Here is a 15996-nt window from a genome sequence, read left to right as displayed (position 1 = left end):
AAAACCGACAACTTTATTGTCACTTAAACCAAGGGTCGGAAACGCAAATTCCGTCACAGGCAAAGACTAGGGGGGACATATGGCACAACAGGTGCTTATCTTGGGCATTGGCAACGTGCTGTGGGCCGACGAAGGTTTCGGTGTACGCTGCGTGGAAACTTTGGCGGACCAATGGTCCTTTCCTGACAATGTGAAACTGCTGGATGGCGGCACGCAGGGCCTGTACCTGCTCCCGTTTCTAGAAGAATCCGATGTTCTGATCGTGTTCGACGCGGTGGACTACGGTCTGGCCCCAGGCACGATGAAAATCGTCAAAAACGAAGATGTGCCCGCATTCATGGGCGCCAAGAAAATGTCGCTGCACCAGACAGGGTTTCAGGACGTCATCGCGACTGCACAGCTGATGGGCTACTGCCCGGACGAAATGTTGCTGATCGGCTGCCAACCCGAGGAAATCGAGGATTACGGCGGCGGCCTGCGTGACATCGTGGCGGCGCAAATCCCAGCGGCGATCGAAATCGCACTGGATCGTTTGGCCGAACTACAGATCACGCCAACCCGCGGCGAAGGCGACAAATCCAACCTTGCCGATCCATCGATCCTGCGCAGCGCGTATGAGGATGGCCGCCCATCCGAAGAAGAAGCCTATCGCAAAGGTGATGACCGTTTCCTAACGCTGAGCGCGAAATAATGTGCGTCGGCGTTCCTATGCAGGTCATCGGATCGACCGGTATCGTGGCTCAGTGCCAATCGGGCGATCTGCATGAAATCGTTGATCTATCGCTGGTCGGCCCTGTGCCTGACGGCACTTGGTTGCTGACGTTTCTGGGCGCGGCCCGCGAAATCATCACCGAAGACGAAGCACATAAAATCACCGCCGCGCTGGACGGCCTACGTTCGCTTATGGCGGGCGGCGATCTGGGCGATGCCTTCGCCGATCTGGAATCGCGCGGTCCACAGCTCCCACCACATCTCGCGGCTGCCGCAGCCGCTGGCAAAACCACCGCATGAGGCTGCAATGACCCATCCGCTAATTGATCGACTGACGACCGAATTCGGCTATCCCGTTTTGTCGAACGCAAACGACCTAACCGAATTCACATCCCGCGACGGCGCGCACTGCGTGTTCATCCCGGGCGACGCGACCCGCAATCTGGAAACCCCCGATGTGGCGGTTGTTCTGCCTGAACTGAAAATGACGTTTCAGGGCAAATTCGACTGCGGCGTGACCGCTGACGCTTTTGAAACCGATGCGAAAACCGCGACGGGCGTGTTCAAAACCCCAGCGCTGGTTTTCTACCGCGATGGTCAGGTCATCGGGTCCATCCCAAAGGTCCGCGACTGGAGCGAATACATGACCCGCATCCCCCAAATCCTAGCGCTAAAGCCTGAAGGAGTCTGATATGTCGAACTTTGTAATGCCCCCGACCGGCTTTGGCCCCGGATCGCAGCCTTTGGCAGAAGACGACGAACTGCAGTACACCATCATGCCGCAGGACATGCGCACCTATGCGCCGCATACCCCTGAATTCGAAGACGCATCAGACGTCGCGGCTGGCACGCAATTCATGCACGACGTTGCAGCGGCCTGTGCGAAATGCGCGGTCGATATGCAGTCCTACAGCTTTGATTTGTCGGGCTTTGACGACACCAACCGCGCGTTCATAGCCGACACCTTGGGCGAAGGCGAAGTTTCCCTGCGTCTACGCGGCATCCCTGCCGTCCGCGCGCAAGAATCGTTCTTTGCCGGCGTTTGGCTGCTAAAAGGCGAAGGCGTGAACCGCGTCGAAGTCGCCCCCATCCCTGCGCTGGCCCTGACCCGCGCCCACGACGCGCACCGCCCTGCTCTGTTGACCGCTGCGCCGAAACCTGCGGGCATCGCGAACGCGCCTGCGCTGCTGGCCGAACTGATCGACAAATCCGCCAGCTATCAAAAAGGCATGGTGCCGCACGTCATCAACCTGACCCTGCTGCCCCATACCGAACCGGATCTGGAATGGCTGGACGCCGCATTGGGCGAAGGATCGGTCACCGTTCTGTCGCGCGGTTACGGCAACTGCCGCGTGACCTCGACCGCGCTGGCGAATGTCTGGCGGGTTCAGTTCTTTAACTCGATGGACACGCTGATTTTGGACACGTTCGAAGTCACCGACATGCCAGAGGTCGCATTGGCCGCAGACGAAGACCTGCGCGACAGCGACGCGCGCATCCGCGACGTGATGGAGACAATTAAATGAGCGGGTTCGAGGGATCTTTTCTAGGCGCGACTGACAAAATCAGCCCGCTGGCCATCATGGAATGCAAAATCTGCTGGACGCCTTACGATCCTGCAGATGGCGATGATTACCGTCAGGTCGAACCGGGCACAGCGTTCACCGCGCTGCCCGACGACTGGTCCTGCCCGAACTGTTCGGCACCCAAAGAACAGTTCATGGTGCTAGAGGACCCAGGCGCAGAATCCATGGTTCAGGCCCGGGAATTGGACGAATTGGCGAAACGTTTGGAATCCGATTTCCGCGAAGTTTGGCACGCGAAAATGCGCGACGTTCCATTGGTGAACAAAGTGCTGCACGTGCAGGCCCTGGGGTTTCAATACTGGAACGAACGCCCGCTGGGCATCGTTATCACGCCGTGGTTCATGAACCTGTTCATGCTACCGAAAGAGGGCGAAGATTGGTCCAATCTGGTTGCTGGCGAAAAAGAAACCATCGGGTTCCCGTCGGGCGATTACGAATTCATCCATAACGTTCGCGAACAATCGGGCGGGTACAAAGCCTGTTCGCTGTTTTCGCCGATGGGGGATTTCAACACTCAGGCGCAGGCCGTTGATGTCGCCCGCGCTGTGATGGTTGAACTGTTCAAGGATGAAAACCGCGCGGAAACCGACCGCCGCGAAGACATCCGCGCCGCCCGCGAGGCCGAAATCGCTGCTGCCGAAGCTCCCGAAGCCGAAGAGCCCGAAATCGATCCAACCCCGTCGCGCCGTCAGGTAATCACGGCGGGCATGTCGGCAGAGGCTGAATAAATGCTGGATCACCGCATCACATATCACGTGACCGCGCCGCAACCGTTGCCTTTGCAGCGGTTGTTCGCGGGCAAATCATGTCATGATGCGGTGACCGTTCTGCCGCGCCTGTTCAACCTATGCCGCGGCGCACAAGATATCGCGGCGCGTTTGGCAACAGGCACGGACATCCCCCCGACCCTAATAAAAACCGCCGCGGACGAAGCGTTGCGCGATCACGTGTTGCGCCTATACGTTGCGTTGCCTCAGCGGTTGGGCGTGTCGGTCGATATGCCAACCCATTGGACAGGCAAACCCGATGTCATCCTGTCCCATGCGATTGGCGCGATCCCGACGACTCTGACCGATTTTCAGGATTGGATGCGATCGGGCCATGGCATCGCCCCTGTTTTTGCCGCCATCGACGCGGCATTTCCAAACCGCACGTGTGATACTGGGCTGCTGCATCCTGCAACGGACGACATGCTGTTCAGCCGCGCGCCGATGGAAAATTCGGTCGCTGGCCGCCATGCAGATCACCCGTTGATGCAGGCCATCGCGGACCACTACGGGCACGGTCCACTGTGGCGCACGGCTGCCCGCCTGCTGGACCTGCACCACGAACCCGACTACCGCGATACGCCCTTTGGCGCGATTGTCACGGCGCCGCGTGGCATTTATGGATTGCGCATTTCATGCGAAAACGATCAAATTACGGACATTGAACGGATCACCCCGACGGATCACCTGACCACGCCGGACGGCATTCTGGAACGGTCGCTGCACAGCCTGCCCGACCCGTCCAAACTGTCGCTTTTGATGGATATTCTGGACCCCTGCACCCCAATCACAGTGAAAGAGGCCGATCATGCATGAAATGTCCTTATGCGAAGGCATCCGCACCGTGATCGAAGGCGCAACAGACCGCCCCGTGACCAAGGTCCGCGTTGAAATCGGCAAATTCGCGGGCGTTGAAAAGGACGCGCTGTCCTTTGCCTTTGACGTGGTGATGCGCGGATCCGTGGCCGAAGGCGCGGAATTGATCATGATCGATCTACCCGGCCGCGCCCTGTGCTATGACTGTATGAAAGAGGTCGAAATCGACCACCGTTTAGACCCCTGCCCCGACTGCGGCGGCGGGAAACTCATGCCCCAAGGTGGGGACGAAATGCGAATTAAAGACCTGGAGGTTAAGTGATGTGTACAGTTTGTGGATGCGGTGACGCCAAAATCGAAGACCACCACCTTCATGACCATAGCCACGGTCATCACCACGGCGATATCCATTTCGGCCACGGCCCCGCCGGCGTCGAAGTGCCAGGCATGAGCCAAGAACGGTTGATCGAAATTGAAACCGATATTCTGGCCAAAAACGACCGCTACGCCGATGCAAACCGCGCCGTTCTGGCGGGGCTAGAGGCGTTTGCGATCAACCTTGTGTCCTCGCCCGGATCGGGCAAAACCACCCTGCTGTGCAAAACGATCGAAGCTTTGGGCGATGCGCCATTGGCCGTGATCGAAGGCGACCAGCAAACCGCCAATGACGCCGACCGCATCCGCGCAACAGGTGCCGCCGCCATTCAGGTCAACACGGGCAAAGGGTGCCATTTGGACGGCCACATGGTTGGCCACGCGATGGAACACCTGAACCTTGCGAACGGGTCGTTCCTGTTCATCGAAAACGTCGGCAACCTTGTGTGCCCTGCATCATTTGATCTGGGCGAAGATTGCAAGGTCGCGATCCTGTCGGTGACCGAAGGCGAAGATAAACCACTGAAATACCCCGATATGTTCACCGCCGCCCGCGTTGCGATTTTGAACAAGGTCGATCTGGCGCCGCATTGTGATGTGAACATGGACCTGTATGTCGAAAACCTGCGCCGCGTGAACCCGAACATCGAAATCATTCAGGTGTCCGCCCGCACAGGCGAAGGCATGGATCAATGGATCAGTTGGCTGAACGCGCGCCGCGCTGAAAAATCCCACCCGAGGGCCGCCGAATGACCCTACCCACGGTCCTATTGGTTGATGACGAACCGCACAGCCTTTCGGCGATGCGTATGGCGCTAGAGGATGATTTCGATTGTCTGACCGCCAACAACGCCGAAGAGGCCGCTGCCCTGATGGAAGACAACTATGTGCAGGTCATTTTCTGTGACCAGCGCATGCCGGGCAAATCGGGCGTCGAATTCCTAACGGATGTACGCGACCGTTGGCCTGAAACCGTGCGGATCATCATCACGGGCTATACCGAAACCAACGACATGATCGCCGCGATCAATGACGCTGGGATCTATCAGTTCGTCACCAAACCGTGGCACCCCGATCAGCTGCTCATGGCCGCAAAAAACGCGTCGCATCTGTTCGAACTGGCCCGCGAAAACGAACGGATGTCGCTGGAACAGAAATATCTGGGCCAAACGATGGAGGGCCGCCTAGAACAACAGCGCAAAGCCTTGCGCGAAGGTCTGGGTTTCGAAAACGTGCTGCGTGCGCCGAATTCGCCATTAAATCCTGTTTTGACGGCAGCACGCCAATACGCATCATTTGATGTGCCTGTTTTGCTAATCGGCGAAGCAGGCAGCGGCAAAACCCAGATTGCCCGCGCGATGCATTACACGTCGCTGCGGTCTGATCGGTCGTTTTTCGAACTGAACTGCGCAGGCATGACGCCCGAGATGATCGAACTGGAATTGTTCGGTGCCAAACGCGGCGCGATCGCGGGTATTCAGTCGAACAAAATCGGCCTGCTGCAAAAGGCGGATCGCGGCACTCTGTTCCTGAACGGGATTGAAACCCTATCGCCCGAACTGCAACTGGCCCTGCTGCGCGTTGTAACCGAAGGCGCGTTTCAGCCGCTGGGCGGGCATGAAACCATGACCACGAACATGCGCCTGCTGACGGGCAGCCATATGGACCTGCGCGCCCGCGTCGCTGACGGGCTGTTCCGCGCCGATCTGTACTATGCGCTGTCGGTCACCGAACTGAACATACCGCCCCTGCGCGGACGCCCTGGTGACATTGCCGTTCTGGCCCAGCACCTGCTGTTCGAATCCGCGCAGCGTCACGGCAAACCGGTGCATGGGCTGTCTGACCAAGCGCTAGAGTTTTTGGAAAACTACGACTGGCCCGGCAACCTAAAAGAATTGGAAAACGAAGTCACCCGCATGCTGATCTTTGCCCAAGGTCGCATTTTGGGCCCTGAACTGATTTCGCGGAACATCCTGCAGGCGGACCCATCGGGTGACGGCGACGATCGCCGAGCCGAAGAAGTTCTGACCGCCGAAGGCACGTTAAAAGATCGGGTCGAACTGATCGAAATGCGCATTCTGCGCGAAACTCTGACCCGCCTGAAATGGAACAAAAGCCGCGCCGCTGCCGAACTGGGCCTGTCGCGCGTTGGTCTTCGGGCGAAATTGGATCGCTACGGCATCAGCCCGCAGGCGCGGCAGTCGCAGCAAGAGGAGGAATAGGTCATGTGTTTAGGTATCCCCGGCCAGCTTGTGGCCATCACCGATGAAACGCGCATGATGGCCATGGCCGATGTGTCAGGCGTCAAACGCGAAGTGTCCTATGCCCCTGTTTTGACGGGCGATCCTGCCGATCTGGTGGGCAAATGGGCGCTGATCCACGTGGGTTTCGCCATGGCCATCATCGACGAAGTCGAAGCCGCTGCAACGCTAGAGGCCTTGCGCGATCTGGGCGAGGCCCAAGAGGAATTGGAAAACATGGCAGAGGGGGCGAAAGCGCTCGCATGAGATACGTAGAAGAATTCCGCGACCCGCAGGCAGCCAAAGCTCTTCTGTCGAAAATCGAAAAAGTCACCGCCGAAATCGGCGCGACCAAAGAAAAACCGGTCCACATCATGGAAATCTGCGGTGGGCACACCCACGCTATTTTCCGCTACGGTCTGGATCGCCTGACGCCCGAAGGCATCGAATTCATCCACGGCCCCGGTTGCCCTGTCTGTGTGCTGCCCATGTCGCGCGTCGATGAATGCGTTGAAATCGCTGAAAAAGACAACGTGATTTTCACCACCTTTGGCGATGCGATGCGCGTACCGGGCACCCGTAAATCCCTGCTACAGGCCAAAGCCGACGGCGCTGATATCCGCATGGTCTATTCCCCGCTGGACGCGCTGGAACTGGCCCGCCGCAATCCCGAAAAAGAGGTCGTATTCTTTGGCCTTGGGTTCGAAACCACCACGCCGTCCACAGCGCTGTCCATCCAACAGGCTGCCCGCGAAAGTCTGACCAATTTCAGCGTGTTCTGCAATCACATCACCGTCCCCGAACCGATCAAGGTGCTGCTGGACGATCCCTATATGGTGCTGGACGGTTTCGTTGGGCCGGGTCACGTGTCGATGGTCATTGGTATTCATCCTTATGATTTCATCGCACAAGATTACGGCAAACCGATTGTCGTCGCGGGTTTCGAACCGCTGGACCTGTTGCAATCGGTGTTGATGGTTCTGGAACAAATTCGCGACGGACGGGCCGAGGTTGAAAACCAATACGCACGCATCGTGCCTGAACATGGTAACCCCGTATCCATCACCGCGATGGCCGATGTTTACGAACGCCGCCCATCGTTTGAATGGCGCGGTTTGGGCGAAATAGACAGTTCGGGCCTGCGCATCCGCGACCAGTACAAAGCCTTTGACGCCGAAGAAAAATTTGGCATCGGATATGCAACGGGTCAGCGCAGCGTTCAGGAACCTGACGGCTGCGAATGCGGGGCCGTGATGACGGGCCGCATCAAACCCACCGCTTGCCCGAAATTCGGCAATGGCTGCACGCCTGAAATGCCGCTGGGCGCGCTGATGGTTAGTTCCGAAGGCGCCTGTGCCGCCTATTGGCAATACGGCGGACGCCGCGCGGTGGAGGCAGCGGAATGAACAAAATGCTACGCGACGAACGTGTTACCCTGTCCCACGGCGGTGGCGGCAAAGCGATGCGCGATCTGATCCAATCGGTTTTCACGGATGTTTTCGAACCCGAAAGCGGCGAAGATCAGGCGCGTTTGATGTCGGACGCCCTGTTGGAAAAGGGCGCGAAACTGGCGTTTACGACTGACAGCTACGTTGTGACTCCGGTTGAATTTCCGGGCGGTGACATCGGCAAAATCGCGGTTTGCGGCACGGTCAACGATCTGGCCGTGGGCGGAGCGAAACCGCTGTGGCTGTCTGCGGCGTTCATCATCGAAGAAGGCACCGAAATCGCGCTGCTGCGCCGTATCGTGGCATCGATGAAGGCCGAGGCGGACAAAGCAGGCGTGAAAATCGTGACGGGCGACACCAAAGTCGTTGGCCGCGGCAGCGCCGATCAGGTGTTCATTACCACGTCGGGCGTTGGCGTGATCCCTGCCGATCGTGACATCCGCGCCGATAGCATTCAGGACGGCGACGTGGCCATCGTGAACGGCGTCTTAGGCGATCACGGCGCGACCATTCTGGCGGCGCGCGGCGATATGATGCTGATGTCCGACCTGCAATCCGATTGCGCCGCACTGGGCCATCTGATGGAGGCCGTATGCACCGCCGTGCCCGTCCGCGCCTGCCGTGACGCAACTCGCGGCGGCATTGCCAGTTCGCTAAACGAAATGGCCGAAGCCGCAGGTCTGTCCATCGAACTGGACGAAACCACCCTGCCCCTACGGGCCGAGGTCAAAGGCACCTGCGAAATCCTAGGGCTTGATCCGCTGTATCTGGCGAACGAAGGGACTTTGGTTCTGTTCGTGGCGCCTGAACACGCGGATGCGGCGCTGGCGGCCATGCGGTCGGTCGATACGGGCCGCGATGCTGCGATCATCGGGCGGGCCAAGGCTGGCGCGCCCATGGTCACCATGAAAACCGCATTTGGTGGCAGCCGTATTGTGGATATGCTGGTGGGCGAACAGCTGCCGCGGATCTGTTAAATCCCGCGGCGCAGCATCAGTTTCAAAATGATTGGCGCGAAGGCGATCACCATCGTTATTCGCGCCAAATGATGCACTGAAATATAGGCCACATCCGCGCCCATCGACAGCGCGACAAGGCTCATTTCCGTCAAACCACCCGGCGCATAGGCCAGTATGACCTGTTCGGTGGTCTGATCAAACAACGTGTGGAATGCCACCGCGAAAATCAGGGTCAGCGCCAGCGTGATCAACGTGGCAACGAATGACAAACGCATCGACCGCGCGACCATGCCTTTGGGGGTGCCCACGAACCGCACGCCCAATGCTGTGCCCAAAAAGACTTGGCAGATGTTCACCAACAACGACGGCGGCACCGAATGGGTCATGTCGGTCACATGCACCAAAGCCGACAAAACCATCGGCCCCAACAACGCGTGCGCAGGGAATTTCAGTTTCTTGCCCATAATCGTGCCGAACACAGCGCAGCCGAGCATCAACAGAAAATCGCGCAGCCCCATCGGGTCGTAATTGCCGTTCGACAGGTTGCCCGAAACCTCTAACCCCAGAACAACGCGGAACCAGAATGCCACGACCGCAATGGTGATAACGATCCGCGCGGCATGGGCCAATGCGATGCGGCGACCGTCTGCGCCCATCGCTTCGCCTATGATGACCATATCGTTCACGCCGCCCGGCATTGCGGCGAAATAGGCCGTCGTGCGGTCATAGCCGCCCACGCGCGTGTAGATCGGCACCAACAACGCCGCAGCCACCGCCATGTAAAACGCCAAAAACGCCAGCGATACGATCCAGCCGCCCGCACTGGCCAAGATTTCAGCGGTGAAACCAGACCCCAGCATAACGCCAATTACGGCAATCACAGGGGTGCGCAGTTTATGGATTGTTTGGGCAGGTAGGCCCAGCATAACGGCCGTAAACGTGAACAGCATCGCCCCCAACATCCACGGTAGCGGCAGGCTGAAATAGTAAAACACCGCGCCGCCCGATGCGCCAATCACGTGGGAAATCAGGATACGTTTCCAGCTAGCGTTCAGAAAAACAGAGCTGGGCTGGTTCAGTGGCACGATAAATCCGTTGGGTTACGTCAAGTTGCCTCTGGTATACGAATGTATGCAATTTCCCGCAACGGCGACAGCTTACGCTTTTTGGAATAGCAGCTTTGCACCTTTGTGGGCCAAGGGCGACAATCCTTCGCCGCCCGCATCCAAATGCGCCGCCAGTTGGTCGCGCATCCGCGGTTCCCAAAAATCATGCAGATGATCCGCCACGCGATCCGCCTGATCATCCCCCGGTTGGGTTTCGAAAAAGGTTGCGATCTGGTTGACCATATAAACCATCTTTTCCGTTTTCATGGGTGTATCCGTTCAGGGTGGGTAAAAGTTTCGAAATGATCCCCGCGCGATAATGCGGCGACGGTCAGGTTTGCATTTTCCGCGATTTCAATGGCTTGGGCCGTGGGGGCAGACACCGCGATCAGGATGGGCGCGCCCAAAATGGCGACCTTTTGCACCATATCGATGGACACACGGCTGGTCAGGACAATCGCGCCCTGAGCAGGGTCGATGCCCCGCTGCATCAGGGTGCCAATCAGTTTGTCCAACGCGTTGTGGCGGCCTACGTCTTCGCAGGCTGCGATGATGTCGCCCTGCCAGAATGCTGCGCCGTGCACCGCGCGGGTTTGGTCATGCAGCGGTTGGTGGTTCCGCAAATCCGCTGTGGCGGCGCGCACCTGATCGGCGGTCATGGTGAAATCCGATGCCACGCGCGGCACATCGCGCGTGGCCTGATCCAGACTGTCGATCCCGCACAGCCCGCAGCCCACAGGCCCCAGCATAGAACGGCGTCGTTCGGCCATACGATCCGCAGCAGTATCGGACACCCACATGCGGACCTCGAACCCTTTGGGGTGTTTGATAACCTCTAGCGTTTCAATTTCGTCGCCGCGCGTCACGGTGCCTTCGGTCAGGGCGAACCCGATCCCAAAGGCTTCCAGATTATCAGGCGTTGCCATCATCACCGCCTGCGTCGTGCCGTTAAACACGATCGCAACGGGGATTTCCTGTGGCAACACCCGTGTCATTCGGCAGCGGGCAAAATACGGCGCGAGGCGGCGGCTTGGGCATTATAGTCTTCTTGCCAATCGGTCGGGCCGTTGGACAGGCTGACCTGCACCGCTGTGACCTTGTATTCAGGGCAATTGGTGGCCCAGTCGCTGAAATCGGTCGTGATCACATTGGCCTGCGTATCTGGGTGGTGGAACGTCGTATACACAACGCCCGTGCTGACCCGATCCGTGATCTGCGCCCGCAGCGATGTTTCGCCCGAACGGGACGCCAGTTTGATCCAGTCGCCATCTTTGATACCGCGCAGTTCGGCGTCATGCGGATGAATTTCCAGCACGTCCTGATCATGCCAGACGGTATTTTCCGTGCGGCGCGTCTGCGCACCCACATTGTACTGCGACAGAATACGCCCCGTGGTCAGCAGCAGTGGGAAACGCGGCCCCGTTTTTTCATCTGTCGCCACATATTCGGTGACGATCAAACGACCCTTGCCGCGCACGAATCCGTCGACGTGCATCAGCGGCGTGCCCTCTGGGTTCGCGTCATTGCACGGCCACTGGATCGATCCTTTTTCCTCTAACGCTTCATAGCTGACATTGGCGAAACTTGGCGTCGTGGCCGCGATTTCGTCCATGATCTGGCTGGGGTGCGTATAGGTCCAATTCGCGCCCATCGCATTGGCCAACATCTGAGTAATTTCCCAATCCGCATAGCCGTTTGACGGGGCCATCACCTTGCGCACGCGGTTGATGCGGCGTTCGGCGTTGGTAAATGTGCCGTCCTTTTCCAAAAACGACGATCCGGGCAGGAACACATGCGCGTAATTCGCGGTTTCATTCAGGAACAGGTCGTGGACGATCACGCATTCCATCGCCGCCAAACCAGCGGCCACATGTTTGGTGTCTGGATCGGATTGCAGGATGTCTTCGCCCTGACAATATAGGCCCTTGAACGTGCCATCGACGGCTGCATCCAGCATATTGGGAATGCGCAGACCCGGTTCAGGATCAATCGGCACGCCCCACGCGTTTTCGAAAATCTCGCGCACGTCGGCGTTTTTCACATGGCGATAGCCGGGCAATTCATGCGGGAAAGATCCCATATCGCACGATCCCTGCACGTTGTTCTGACCGCGCAGCGGGTTCACGCCCGCCCCGTTGATCCCGACGTTCCCCGTCAACATCGCAAGGTTCGCAATCGCGATCACGGTGGTCGATCCTTGGGAATGCTCGGTCACGCCCAAACCGTAGTAGATCGAAGATTTCCCCGCTGTCGCATATAGCCGCGCGGCGGCCCGCAGATCCTCTGCGGGAACGCCGGTGAGCAGTTCGGTGGCTTCGGGCGAATGGCGTGGATCACTGACGAAATCGGCATAGGCCAGATATTCATCCCAATCGCAGCGGGTCCGCACATAGGATTGATCAATCAGGTTTTCGGTGACGATCACATGCGCCATCGCGCTGACAACGGCCACGTTTGTGCCCGGACGCAAAGGCAGATGGTGATCCGCCTGAATATGGTTCGATTTCACCATATCCGTGCGGCGCGGATCGACGACGATCAGTTTTGCGCCCTGACGGATGCGTTTTTTCAACCGGCTGGCAAAAACGGGGTGCCCATCGGTCGGGTTCGCGCCAATAATCATCGCGCAATCGGTTTCTTCGACACTGTCGAAATCTTGCGTTCCGGCCGAGGTGCCGAACGTCTGCCCCAAACCATAGCCCGTTGGCGAATGGCACACGCGCGCGCAGGTATCGGTGTTGTTATTGCCAAACACCGCACGGGTCAGTTTTTGAACCAGATAGGTTTCTTCGTTGGTGCAGCGCGACGACGTGATCACGCCAATCGATTTCTGACCGTATTTTTCCTGTAATCCACGCATACGCGTCGCGGCAAAGCTCAGCGCTTCGTCCCATGACACTTCTTTCCACGGTTGATCGACGCTGTCGCGGATCATCGGGTTTAGAATGCGGTCTTTGTGTTTGGCATACCCATAGGCAAAGCGGCCTTTGACGCAGGAATGCCCGCGGTTCGCTTTGCCGTGTTTATAAGGCGTCATGCGCACCAATTCGTCGCCGCGCATTTCGGCCTTGAACGAACAGCCGACACCGCAATAGGCGCAGGTCGTTACGACCGATTTTGTCGGCGTGCCCATTTCGATCACGGATTTTTCTTGCAGCGTCGCCGTTGGACAAGCCTGAACGCAGGCGCCGCACGACACGCAATCGGACGTCAGGAAATCGTCGCCAGCTGCCCCTGCCGACACGCGGCTGTCGAACCCTCGACCTTCGATGGTTAGGGCGAATGTTCCCTGCACCTCTTCGCAGGCGCGGACGCAGCGGGAACAGACAATGCATTTCGCGGGATCATAGGTGAAATACGGGTTGCTGTCGTCTTTGGGAATGAACTGAGGGTTCGCTTCGCCGTTTTGGCGCACGTTGAAATGGGTTTGTTTCGGCTGATACCGCACATCGCGCAGACCAACGATGCCCGCCTGATCCTGCAATTCACAATCGCCGTTCGCCGCACAGGTCAAACAATCCAGCGGGTGATCGGAAATGTATAATTCCATCACGCCTTTGCGCAGTTTTTGCACCTTTGGAGATTGGGTTTTGACAACCATACCTTCGGCCACGGGCGTGGTGCAGGACGCAGGCGTGCCGCGGCGGCCTTCGATTTCGACGACGCATAGACGGCAGGATCCGAACGCCTCTAGGTTATCAGACGCGCAGAGTTTCGGGATATCGATCCCCGCCAGCGCAGAGGCCCGCATGACAGACGTGCCCGCAGGAACGGTCACATCAAACCCGTCGATTTTCAGGGTGACGGTTTTATCGGATTTCGACGCAGGGGTGCCCAGATCGCGGTCATCGCCCCATGGGATGATAAAGTCCTTCATTCCGCTGCCTCCTTTGCGGATTGAAATTCATCGGGAAAGTTTTGCAGCGCGGACATCACAGGATACGGCGTGAACCCACCCAGCGCGCATAGCGATCCGTCTTTCATGGTATCACATAGGTCGGTCAGCAGTTCGATCGCGTCTGTATCGCCCTGCGCAATTCGGTCGATGGTTTCCACCCCGCGCACCGCCCCGATACGGCACGGCGTGCATTTGCCACAACTTTCCACGGCGCAGAATTCCATCGCGAACCGCGCCATGCCCAGCATATCGGCGGTATCATCAAACACCACGATGCCTGCGTGACCAATCAATCCGCCTTGGCCGTCGAATTCTTCGTATCCAAAGGGCGTGTCGAATTTGGACACAGGCATATAGGCCCCCAGCGGGCCGCCAACCTGCACGGCCTTGACCGTGCGGCCCGATGCCGTGCCGCCGCCGATTTTGTTCACAAGATCACCCAAAGGCATCCCAAAGGCTGTTTCAAACAGCCCCCCGAATTTCACGTTGCCCGCAATCTGGATCGGCATGGTGCCTTTGGATCGGCCCAGCCCGAAATCTGCGTAATGCTGTGCGCCTTTTTCGAAAATCACAGGAACGGTCGCCAGAGAAATGACGTTGTTCACAACCGTGGGGCGGCCCAAGAATCCCTCGAGCGCGGGCAAAGGCGGCTTGGCGCGCACGGTGCCGCGTTTACCCTCTAAGCTGTTCAACAGCGATGTTTCTTCGCCGCAGACATAGGCCCCAGCGCCAACGCGGATTTCGATGTCGAACTGATGGCCCGATCCCAAAACGTCACCCAAAACGCCATTGGCAAGGGCGATATCGCAGGCGGCGTTCATCTGTTCGATGGCGTCAGGATATTCGGAACGTATGTAAACGAACCCTTTGGTCGCGCCGACACCGATGCCCGCGATGGCCATGCCTTCGATCAGGGTAAAGGGATCGCCCTCCATGATCATGCGGTCGGCAAAGGTGCCGCTGTCGCCTTCGTCCGCATTACAAACGATGTATTTCTGCGGGGCATGGGCCAAACGCACCGTGTCCCATTTGATGCCCGTCGGGAAACCCGCACCGCCGCGACCGCGCAGGCCAGACGTTTTCACCTCGTCCACAATGGTTTCGGGCGTCATTCCAATGGCGCGGCGCAGGCCCGCCAAACCACCGTGCGCCTGATAATCGTCCAACGACAGCGGGTCGATTTTGCCCACACGCGCAAATGTCAGGCGGGTTTGCGCGGCGAAAAACGGCAGGTCTTCGACATTGCCCAAGGCTTTGTCGCTGTCGCCTTCAAAGATCGCTTTGACGTCGGCAACGGTCACGGGACCATACCCAATGCGACCCTGCGACGTTTCAATTTCGACCAAAGGCTCCAACCAGATCATGCCGCGCGTGCCGTTGCGGATGATCGTCGCATCGATACCGCGTTCGGCGATTTCAGCCTGAATAGCAGCGGCCACGCGGTCTGCGCCTAACGCTTTGGCGGCGGCGTCACGGGGGATGTAAATTTTCATGCGCCGACCTCTTTCAGGATTTCATCGAAACGGGCCGTATCGACGCGCCCTTCTAATTGGCCATCCACCATCACGGCGGGCCCGCAGGCGCATAGGCCCAAACAATAGACAGGTTCGATCGTCACGCCGCCCGATGTGGTGCCATGCCAATCACCGCCCAACAACGACAAAGCCCGATCCGACAGCGCATTTGCGCCTACGGCCTGACAGGCTTCTGCGCGGCAGACTTTGACCACATGTTTGCCCGCAGGGGTTTTGCGGAAATCATGGTAGAAACTGATGACGCCGTGCACTTCGGCGCGGCCGATATTCAATGCTGCGGCCAGTTCAGGCACGGCGATTTCAGGAATGTGACCCAATTCGGCCTGAATATCATGCAGCATCGGCAGCAATGGCCCCTCTAGATGGGCGTGCCGAGCAATGATTTCGGAAACGGTCTGGACTGTCTGCGACATCTGGAGCTCCGGTAATTTGGCGCAAGATGCGCGCAATCACCTGCCCAATCAATATCAAAGAACCGTCAAACGATAGGGAATTTCTATCAAAATTCGGGCGATTCGATCATTTCAGCCGCCCACAAACCAAACTGATGCGAAA

18 protein-coding genes are annotated in these 15996 nt (G+C 58.3%); 12 read left to right on the top strand and 6 right to left on the bottom strand.

All coding sequences use genetic code 11. The annotated features are described in order from the left end of the window. Nucleotides 1-79 precede the first annotated feature (79 nt). The 12 genes from ACXAGA_RS09045 to hypE are packed head-to-tail and all read left to right on the top strand — an operon-like array spanning nucleotide 80 to nucleotide 8920. On the top strand, nucleotides 80-691 hold the full coding sequence (locus tag ACXAGA_RS09045; protein WP_475117154.1) for a HyaD/HybD family hydrogenase maturation endopeptidase: 612 nt from the start codon (nucleotides 80-82) through the stop codon (nucleotides 689-691). Continuing rightward, complete coding sequence (locus ACXAGA_RS09040; RefSeq protein WP_475117153.1) at nucleotides 691-1011, top strand: HypC/HybG/HupF family hydrogenase formation chaperone; 321 nt, start codon at nucleotides 691-693, stop codon at nucleotides 1009-1011. The genes ACXAGA_RS09045 and ACXAGA_RS09040 overlap by 1 nt, the downstream gene beginning before the upstream one ends. A gap of 7 nt (nucleotides 1012-1018) precedes the next feature. Continuing rightward, the gene (locus ACXAGA_RS09035) at nucleotides 1019-1402 is read left to right on the top strand and encodes a thioredoxin domain-containing protein (RefSeq protein WP_475117152.1); all 384 of its coding nucleotides are present in this window, start codon (nucleotides 1019-1021) and stop codon (nucleotides 1400-1402) included. Between the two features lies 1 nt (nucleotide 1403). Continuing rightward, nucleotides 1404-2237 (top strand): hydrogenase expression/formation protein, encoded by an 834-nt coding sequence (locus tag ACXAGA_RS09030; RefSeq protein WP_475117151.1) that lies wholly within the window; start codon nucleotides 1404-1406, stop codon nucleotides 2235-2237. Then, a complete protein-coding gene (hybE, locus tag ACXAGA_RS09025) occupies nucleotides 2234-3025 on the top strand; it encodes a [NiFe]-hydrogenase assembly chaperone HybE (protein WP_475117150.1) in 792 nt (263 codons plus the stop codon). The genes ACXAGA_RS09030 and hybE overlap by 4 nt, the downstream gene beginning before the upstream one ends. Beyond that, nucleotides 3026-3880, top strand: coding sequence for a hydrogenase expression/formation protein HupK (locus ACXAGA_RS09020; RefSeq protein ID WP_475117149.1), 855 nt, complete (start codon nucleotides 3026-3028; stop codon nucleotides 3878-3880). Next, the gene (locus tag ACXAGA_RS09015; RefSeq protein ID WP_475117148.1) at nucleotides 3873-4202 is read left to right on the top strand and encodes a hydrogenase maturation nickel metallochaperone HypA/HybF; all 330 of its coding nucleotides are present in this window, start codon (nucleotides 3873-3875) and stop codon (nucleotides 4200-4202) included. The genes ACXAGA_RS09020 and ACXAGA_RS09015 overlap by 8 nt, the downstream gene beginning before the upstream one ends. Next, complete coding sequence (gene hypB / locus ACXAGA_RS09010; protein ID WP_475117360.1) at nucleotides 4202-5008, top strand: hydrogenase nickel incorporation protein HypB; 807 nt, start codon at nucleotides 4202-4204, stop codon at nucleotides 5006-5008. The genes ACXAGA_RS09015 and hypB overlap by 1 nt, the downstream gene beginning before the upstream one ends. Further along, nucleotides 5005-6477, top strand: coding sequence for a sigma-54-dependent transcriptional regulator (locus ACXAGA_RS09005; protein ID WP_475117147.1), 1473 nt, complete (start codon nucleotides 5005-5007; stop codon nucleotides 6475-6477). Before hypB ends, ACXAGA_RS09005 begins: the two co-directional genes overlap by 4 nt. Before the next feature lie 3 nt (nucleotides 6478-6480). Next, nucleotides 6481-6762, top strand: a complete 282-nt coding sequence (gene hypC, locus ACXAGA_RS09000) for a HypC/HybG/HupF family hydrogenase formation chaperone (RefSeq protein WP_475117146.1) — start codon at nucleotides 6481-6483, stop codon at nucleotides 6760-6762. After that, on the top strand, nucleotides 6759-7901 hold the full coding sequence (hypD, locus tag ACXAGA_RS08995) for a hydrogenase formation protein HypD (protein ID WP_475117145.1): 1143 nt from the start codon (nucleotides 6759-6761) through the stop codon (nucleotides 7899-7901). Before hypC ends, hypD begins: the two co-directional genes overlap by 4 nt. Continuing rightward, nucleotides 7898-8920 carry a hydrogenase expression/formation protein HypE gene (gene hypE, locus ACXAGA_RS08990; protein WP_475117144.1) on the top strand — a complete coding sequence of 341 codons (1023 nt, stop codon included), beginning with the start codon at nucleotides 7898-7900 and terminating at the stop codon, nucleotides 8918-8920. Before hypD ends, hypE begins: the two co-directional genes overlap by 4 nt. Here hypE and ACXAGA_RS08985 read toward each other — a convergent pair. The 6 genes from ACXAGA_RS08985 to ACXAGA_RS08960 form a co-directional block, all read right to left on the bottom strand. Beyond that, nucleotides 8917-9987 carry an AbrB family transcriptional regulator gene (locus ACXAGA_RS08985; protein ID WP_475117143.1) on the bottom strand — a complete coding sequence of 357 codons (1071 nt, stop codon included), beginning with the start codon at nucleotides 9985-9987 and terminating at the stop codon, nucleotides 8917-8919. The two genes, hypE and ACXAGA_RS08985, sit on opposite strands and share 4 nt — an antisense overlap. 72 nt (nucleotides 9988-10059) lie before the next feature. After that, on the bottom strand, nucleotides 10060-10275 hold the full coding sequence (locus tag ACXAGA_RS08980; RefSeq protein ID WP_475117142.1) for a formate dehydrogenase subunit delta: 216 nt from the start codon (nucleotides 10273-10275) through the stop codon (nucleotides 10060-10062). Further along, nucleotides 10272-10994: a formate dehydrogenase accessory sulfurtransferase FdhD gene (fdhD, locus tag ACXAGA_RS08975; RefSeq protein WP_475117359.1), complete on the bottom strand. Its 723-nt coding sequence runs from the start codon at nucleotides 10992-10994 to the stop codon at nucleotides 10272-10274. Before fdhD ends, ACXAGA_RS08980 begins: the two co-directional genes overlap by 4 nt. A 5-nt stretch (nucleotides 10995-10999) precedes the next feature. Further along, nucleotides 11000-13885: a formate dehydrogenase subunit alpha gene (gene fdhF / locus ACXAGA_RS08970; protein WP_475117141.1), complete on the bottom strand. Its 2886-nt coding sequence runs from the start codon at nucleotides 13883-13885 to the stop codon at nucleotides 11000-11002. Then, complete coding sequence (locus ACXAGA_RS08965; protein ID WP_475117140.1) at nucleotides 13882-15399, bottom strand: formate dehydrogenase beta subunit; 1518 nt, start codon at nucleotides 15397-15399, stop codon at nucleotides 13882-13884. Before ACXAGA_RS08965 ends, fdhF begins: the two co-directional genes overlap by 4 nt. Continuing rightward, entirely contained in the window at nucleotides 15396-15854 is a 459-nt protein-coding gene (locus tag ACXAGA_RS08960; protein ID WP_475117139.1) for a formate dehydrogenase subunit gamma, read from the bottom strand. Before ACXAGA_RS08960 ends, ACXAGA_RS08965 begins: the two co-directional genes overlap by 4 nt. Nucleotides 15855-15996 lie beyond the last annotated feature (142 nt).

Source organism: Marivivens sp. ABH4_498 (assembly GCF_056160585.1).
The sequence above is the reverse complement of the archived record's forward strand: the minus strand, read 5'-3'. Positions and strand labels throughout refer to the sequence as shown.

Excerpts from the sequence above, each read along its gene's own strand:
- ACXAGA_RS09045 (WP_475117154.1), top strand. The coding sequence starts at position 80 with ATGGCACAACAGGTGCTTATCTTGGGCATTGGCAACGTGCTGTGGGCC.
- ACXAGA_RS09040 (WP_475117153.1), top strand. The coding sequence starts at position 691 with ATGTGCGTCGGCGTTCCTATGCAGGTCATCGGATCGACCGGTATCGTG.
- ACXAGA_RS09035 (WP_475117152.1), top strand. The coding sequence starts at position 1,019 with ATGACCCATCCGCTAATTGATCGACTGACGACCGAATTCGGCTATCCC.
- ACXAGA_RS09030 (WP_475117151.1), top strand. The coding sequence starts at position 1,404 with ATGTCGAACTTTGTAATGCCCCCGACCGGCTTTGGCCCCGGATCGCAG.
- hybE (WP_475117150.1), top strand. The coding sequence starts at position 2,234 with ATGAGCGGGTTCGAGGGATCTTTTCTAGGCGCGACTGACAAAATCAGC.
- ACXAGA_RS09020 (WP_475117149.1), top strand. The coding sequence starts at position 3,026 with ATGCTGGATCACCGCATCACATATCACGTGACCGCGCCGCAACCGTTG.
- ACXAGA_RS09015 (WP_475117148.1), top strand. The coding sequence starts at position 3,873 with ATGCATGAAATGTCCTTATGCGAAGGCATCCGCACCGTGATCGAAGGC.
- hypB (WP_475117360.1), top strand. The coding sequence starts at position 4,202 with ATGTGTACAGTTTGTGGATGCGGTGACGCCAAAATCGAAGACCACCAC.
- ACXAGA_RS09005 (WP_475117147.1), top strand. The coding sequence starts at position 5,005 with ATGACCCTACCCACGGTCCTATTGGTTGATGACGAACCGCACAGCCTT.
- hypC (WP_475117146.1), top strand. The coding sequence starts at position 6,481 with ATGTGTTTAGGTATCCCCGGCCAGCTTGTGGCCATCACCGATGAAACG.
- hypD (WP_475117145.1), top strand. The coding sequence starts at position 6,759 with ATGAGATACGTAGAAGAATTCCGCGACCCGCAGGCAGCCAAAGCTCTT.
- hypE (WP_475117144.1), top strand. The coding sequence starts at position 7,898 with ATGAACAAAATGCTACGCGACGAACGTGTTACCCTGTCCCACGGCGGT.
- ACXAGA_RS08980 (WP_475117142.1), bottom strand. The coding sequence starts at position 10,275 with ATGAAAACGGAAAAGATGGTTTATATGGTCAACCAGATCGCAACCTTT.
- fdhF (WP_475117141.1), bottom strand. The coding sequence starts at position 13,885 with ATGAAGGACTTTATCATCCCATGGGGCGATGACCGCGATCTGGGCACC.
- ACXAGA_RS08965 (WP_475117140.1), bottom strand. The coding sequence starts at position 15,399 with ATGAAAATTTACATCCCCCGTGACGCCGCCGCCAAAGCGTTAGGCGCA.
- ACXAGA_RS08960 (WP_475117139.1), bottom strand. The coding sequence starts at position 15,854 with ATGTCGCAGACAGTCCAGACCGTTTCCGAAATCATTGCTCGGCACGCC.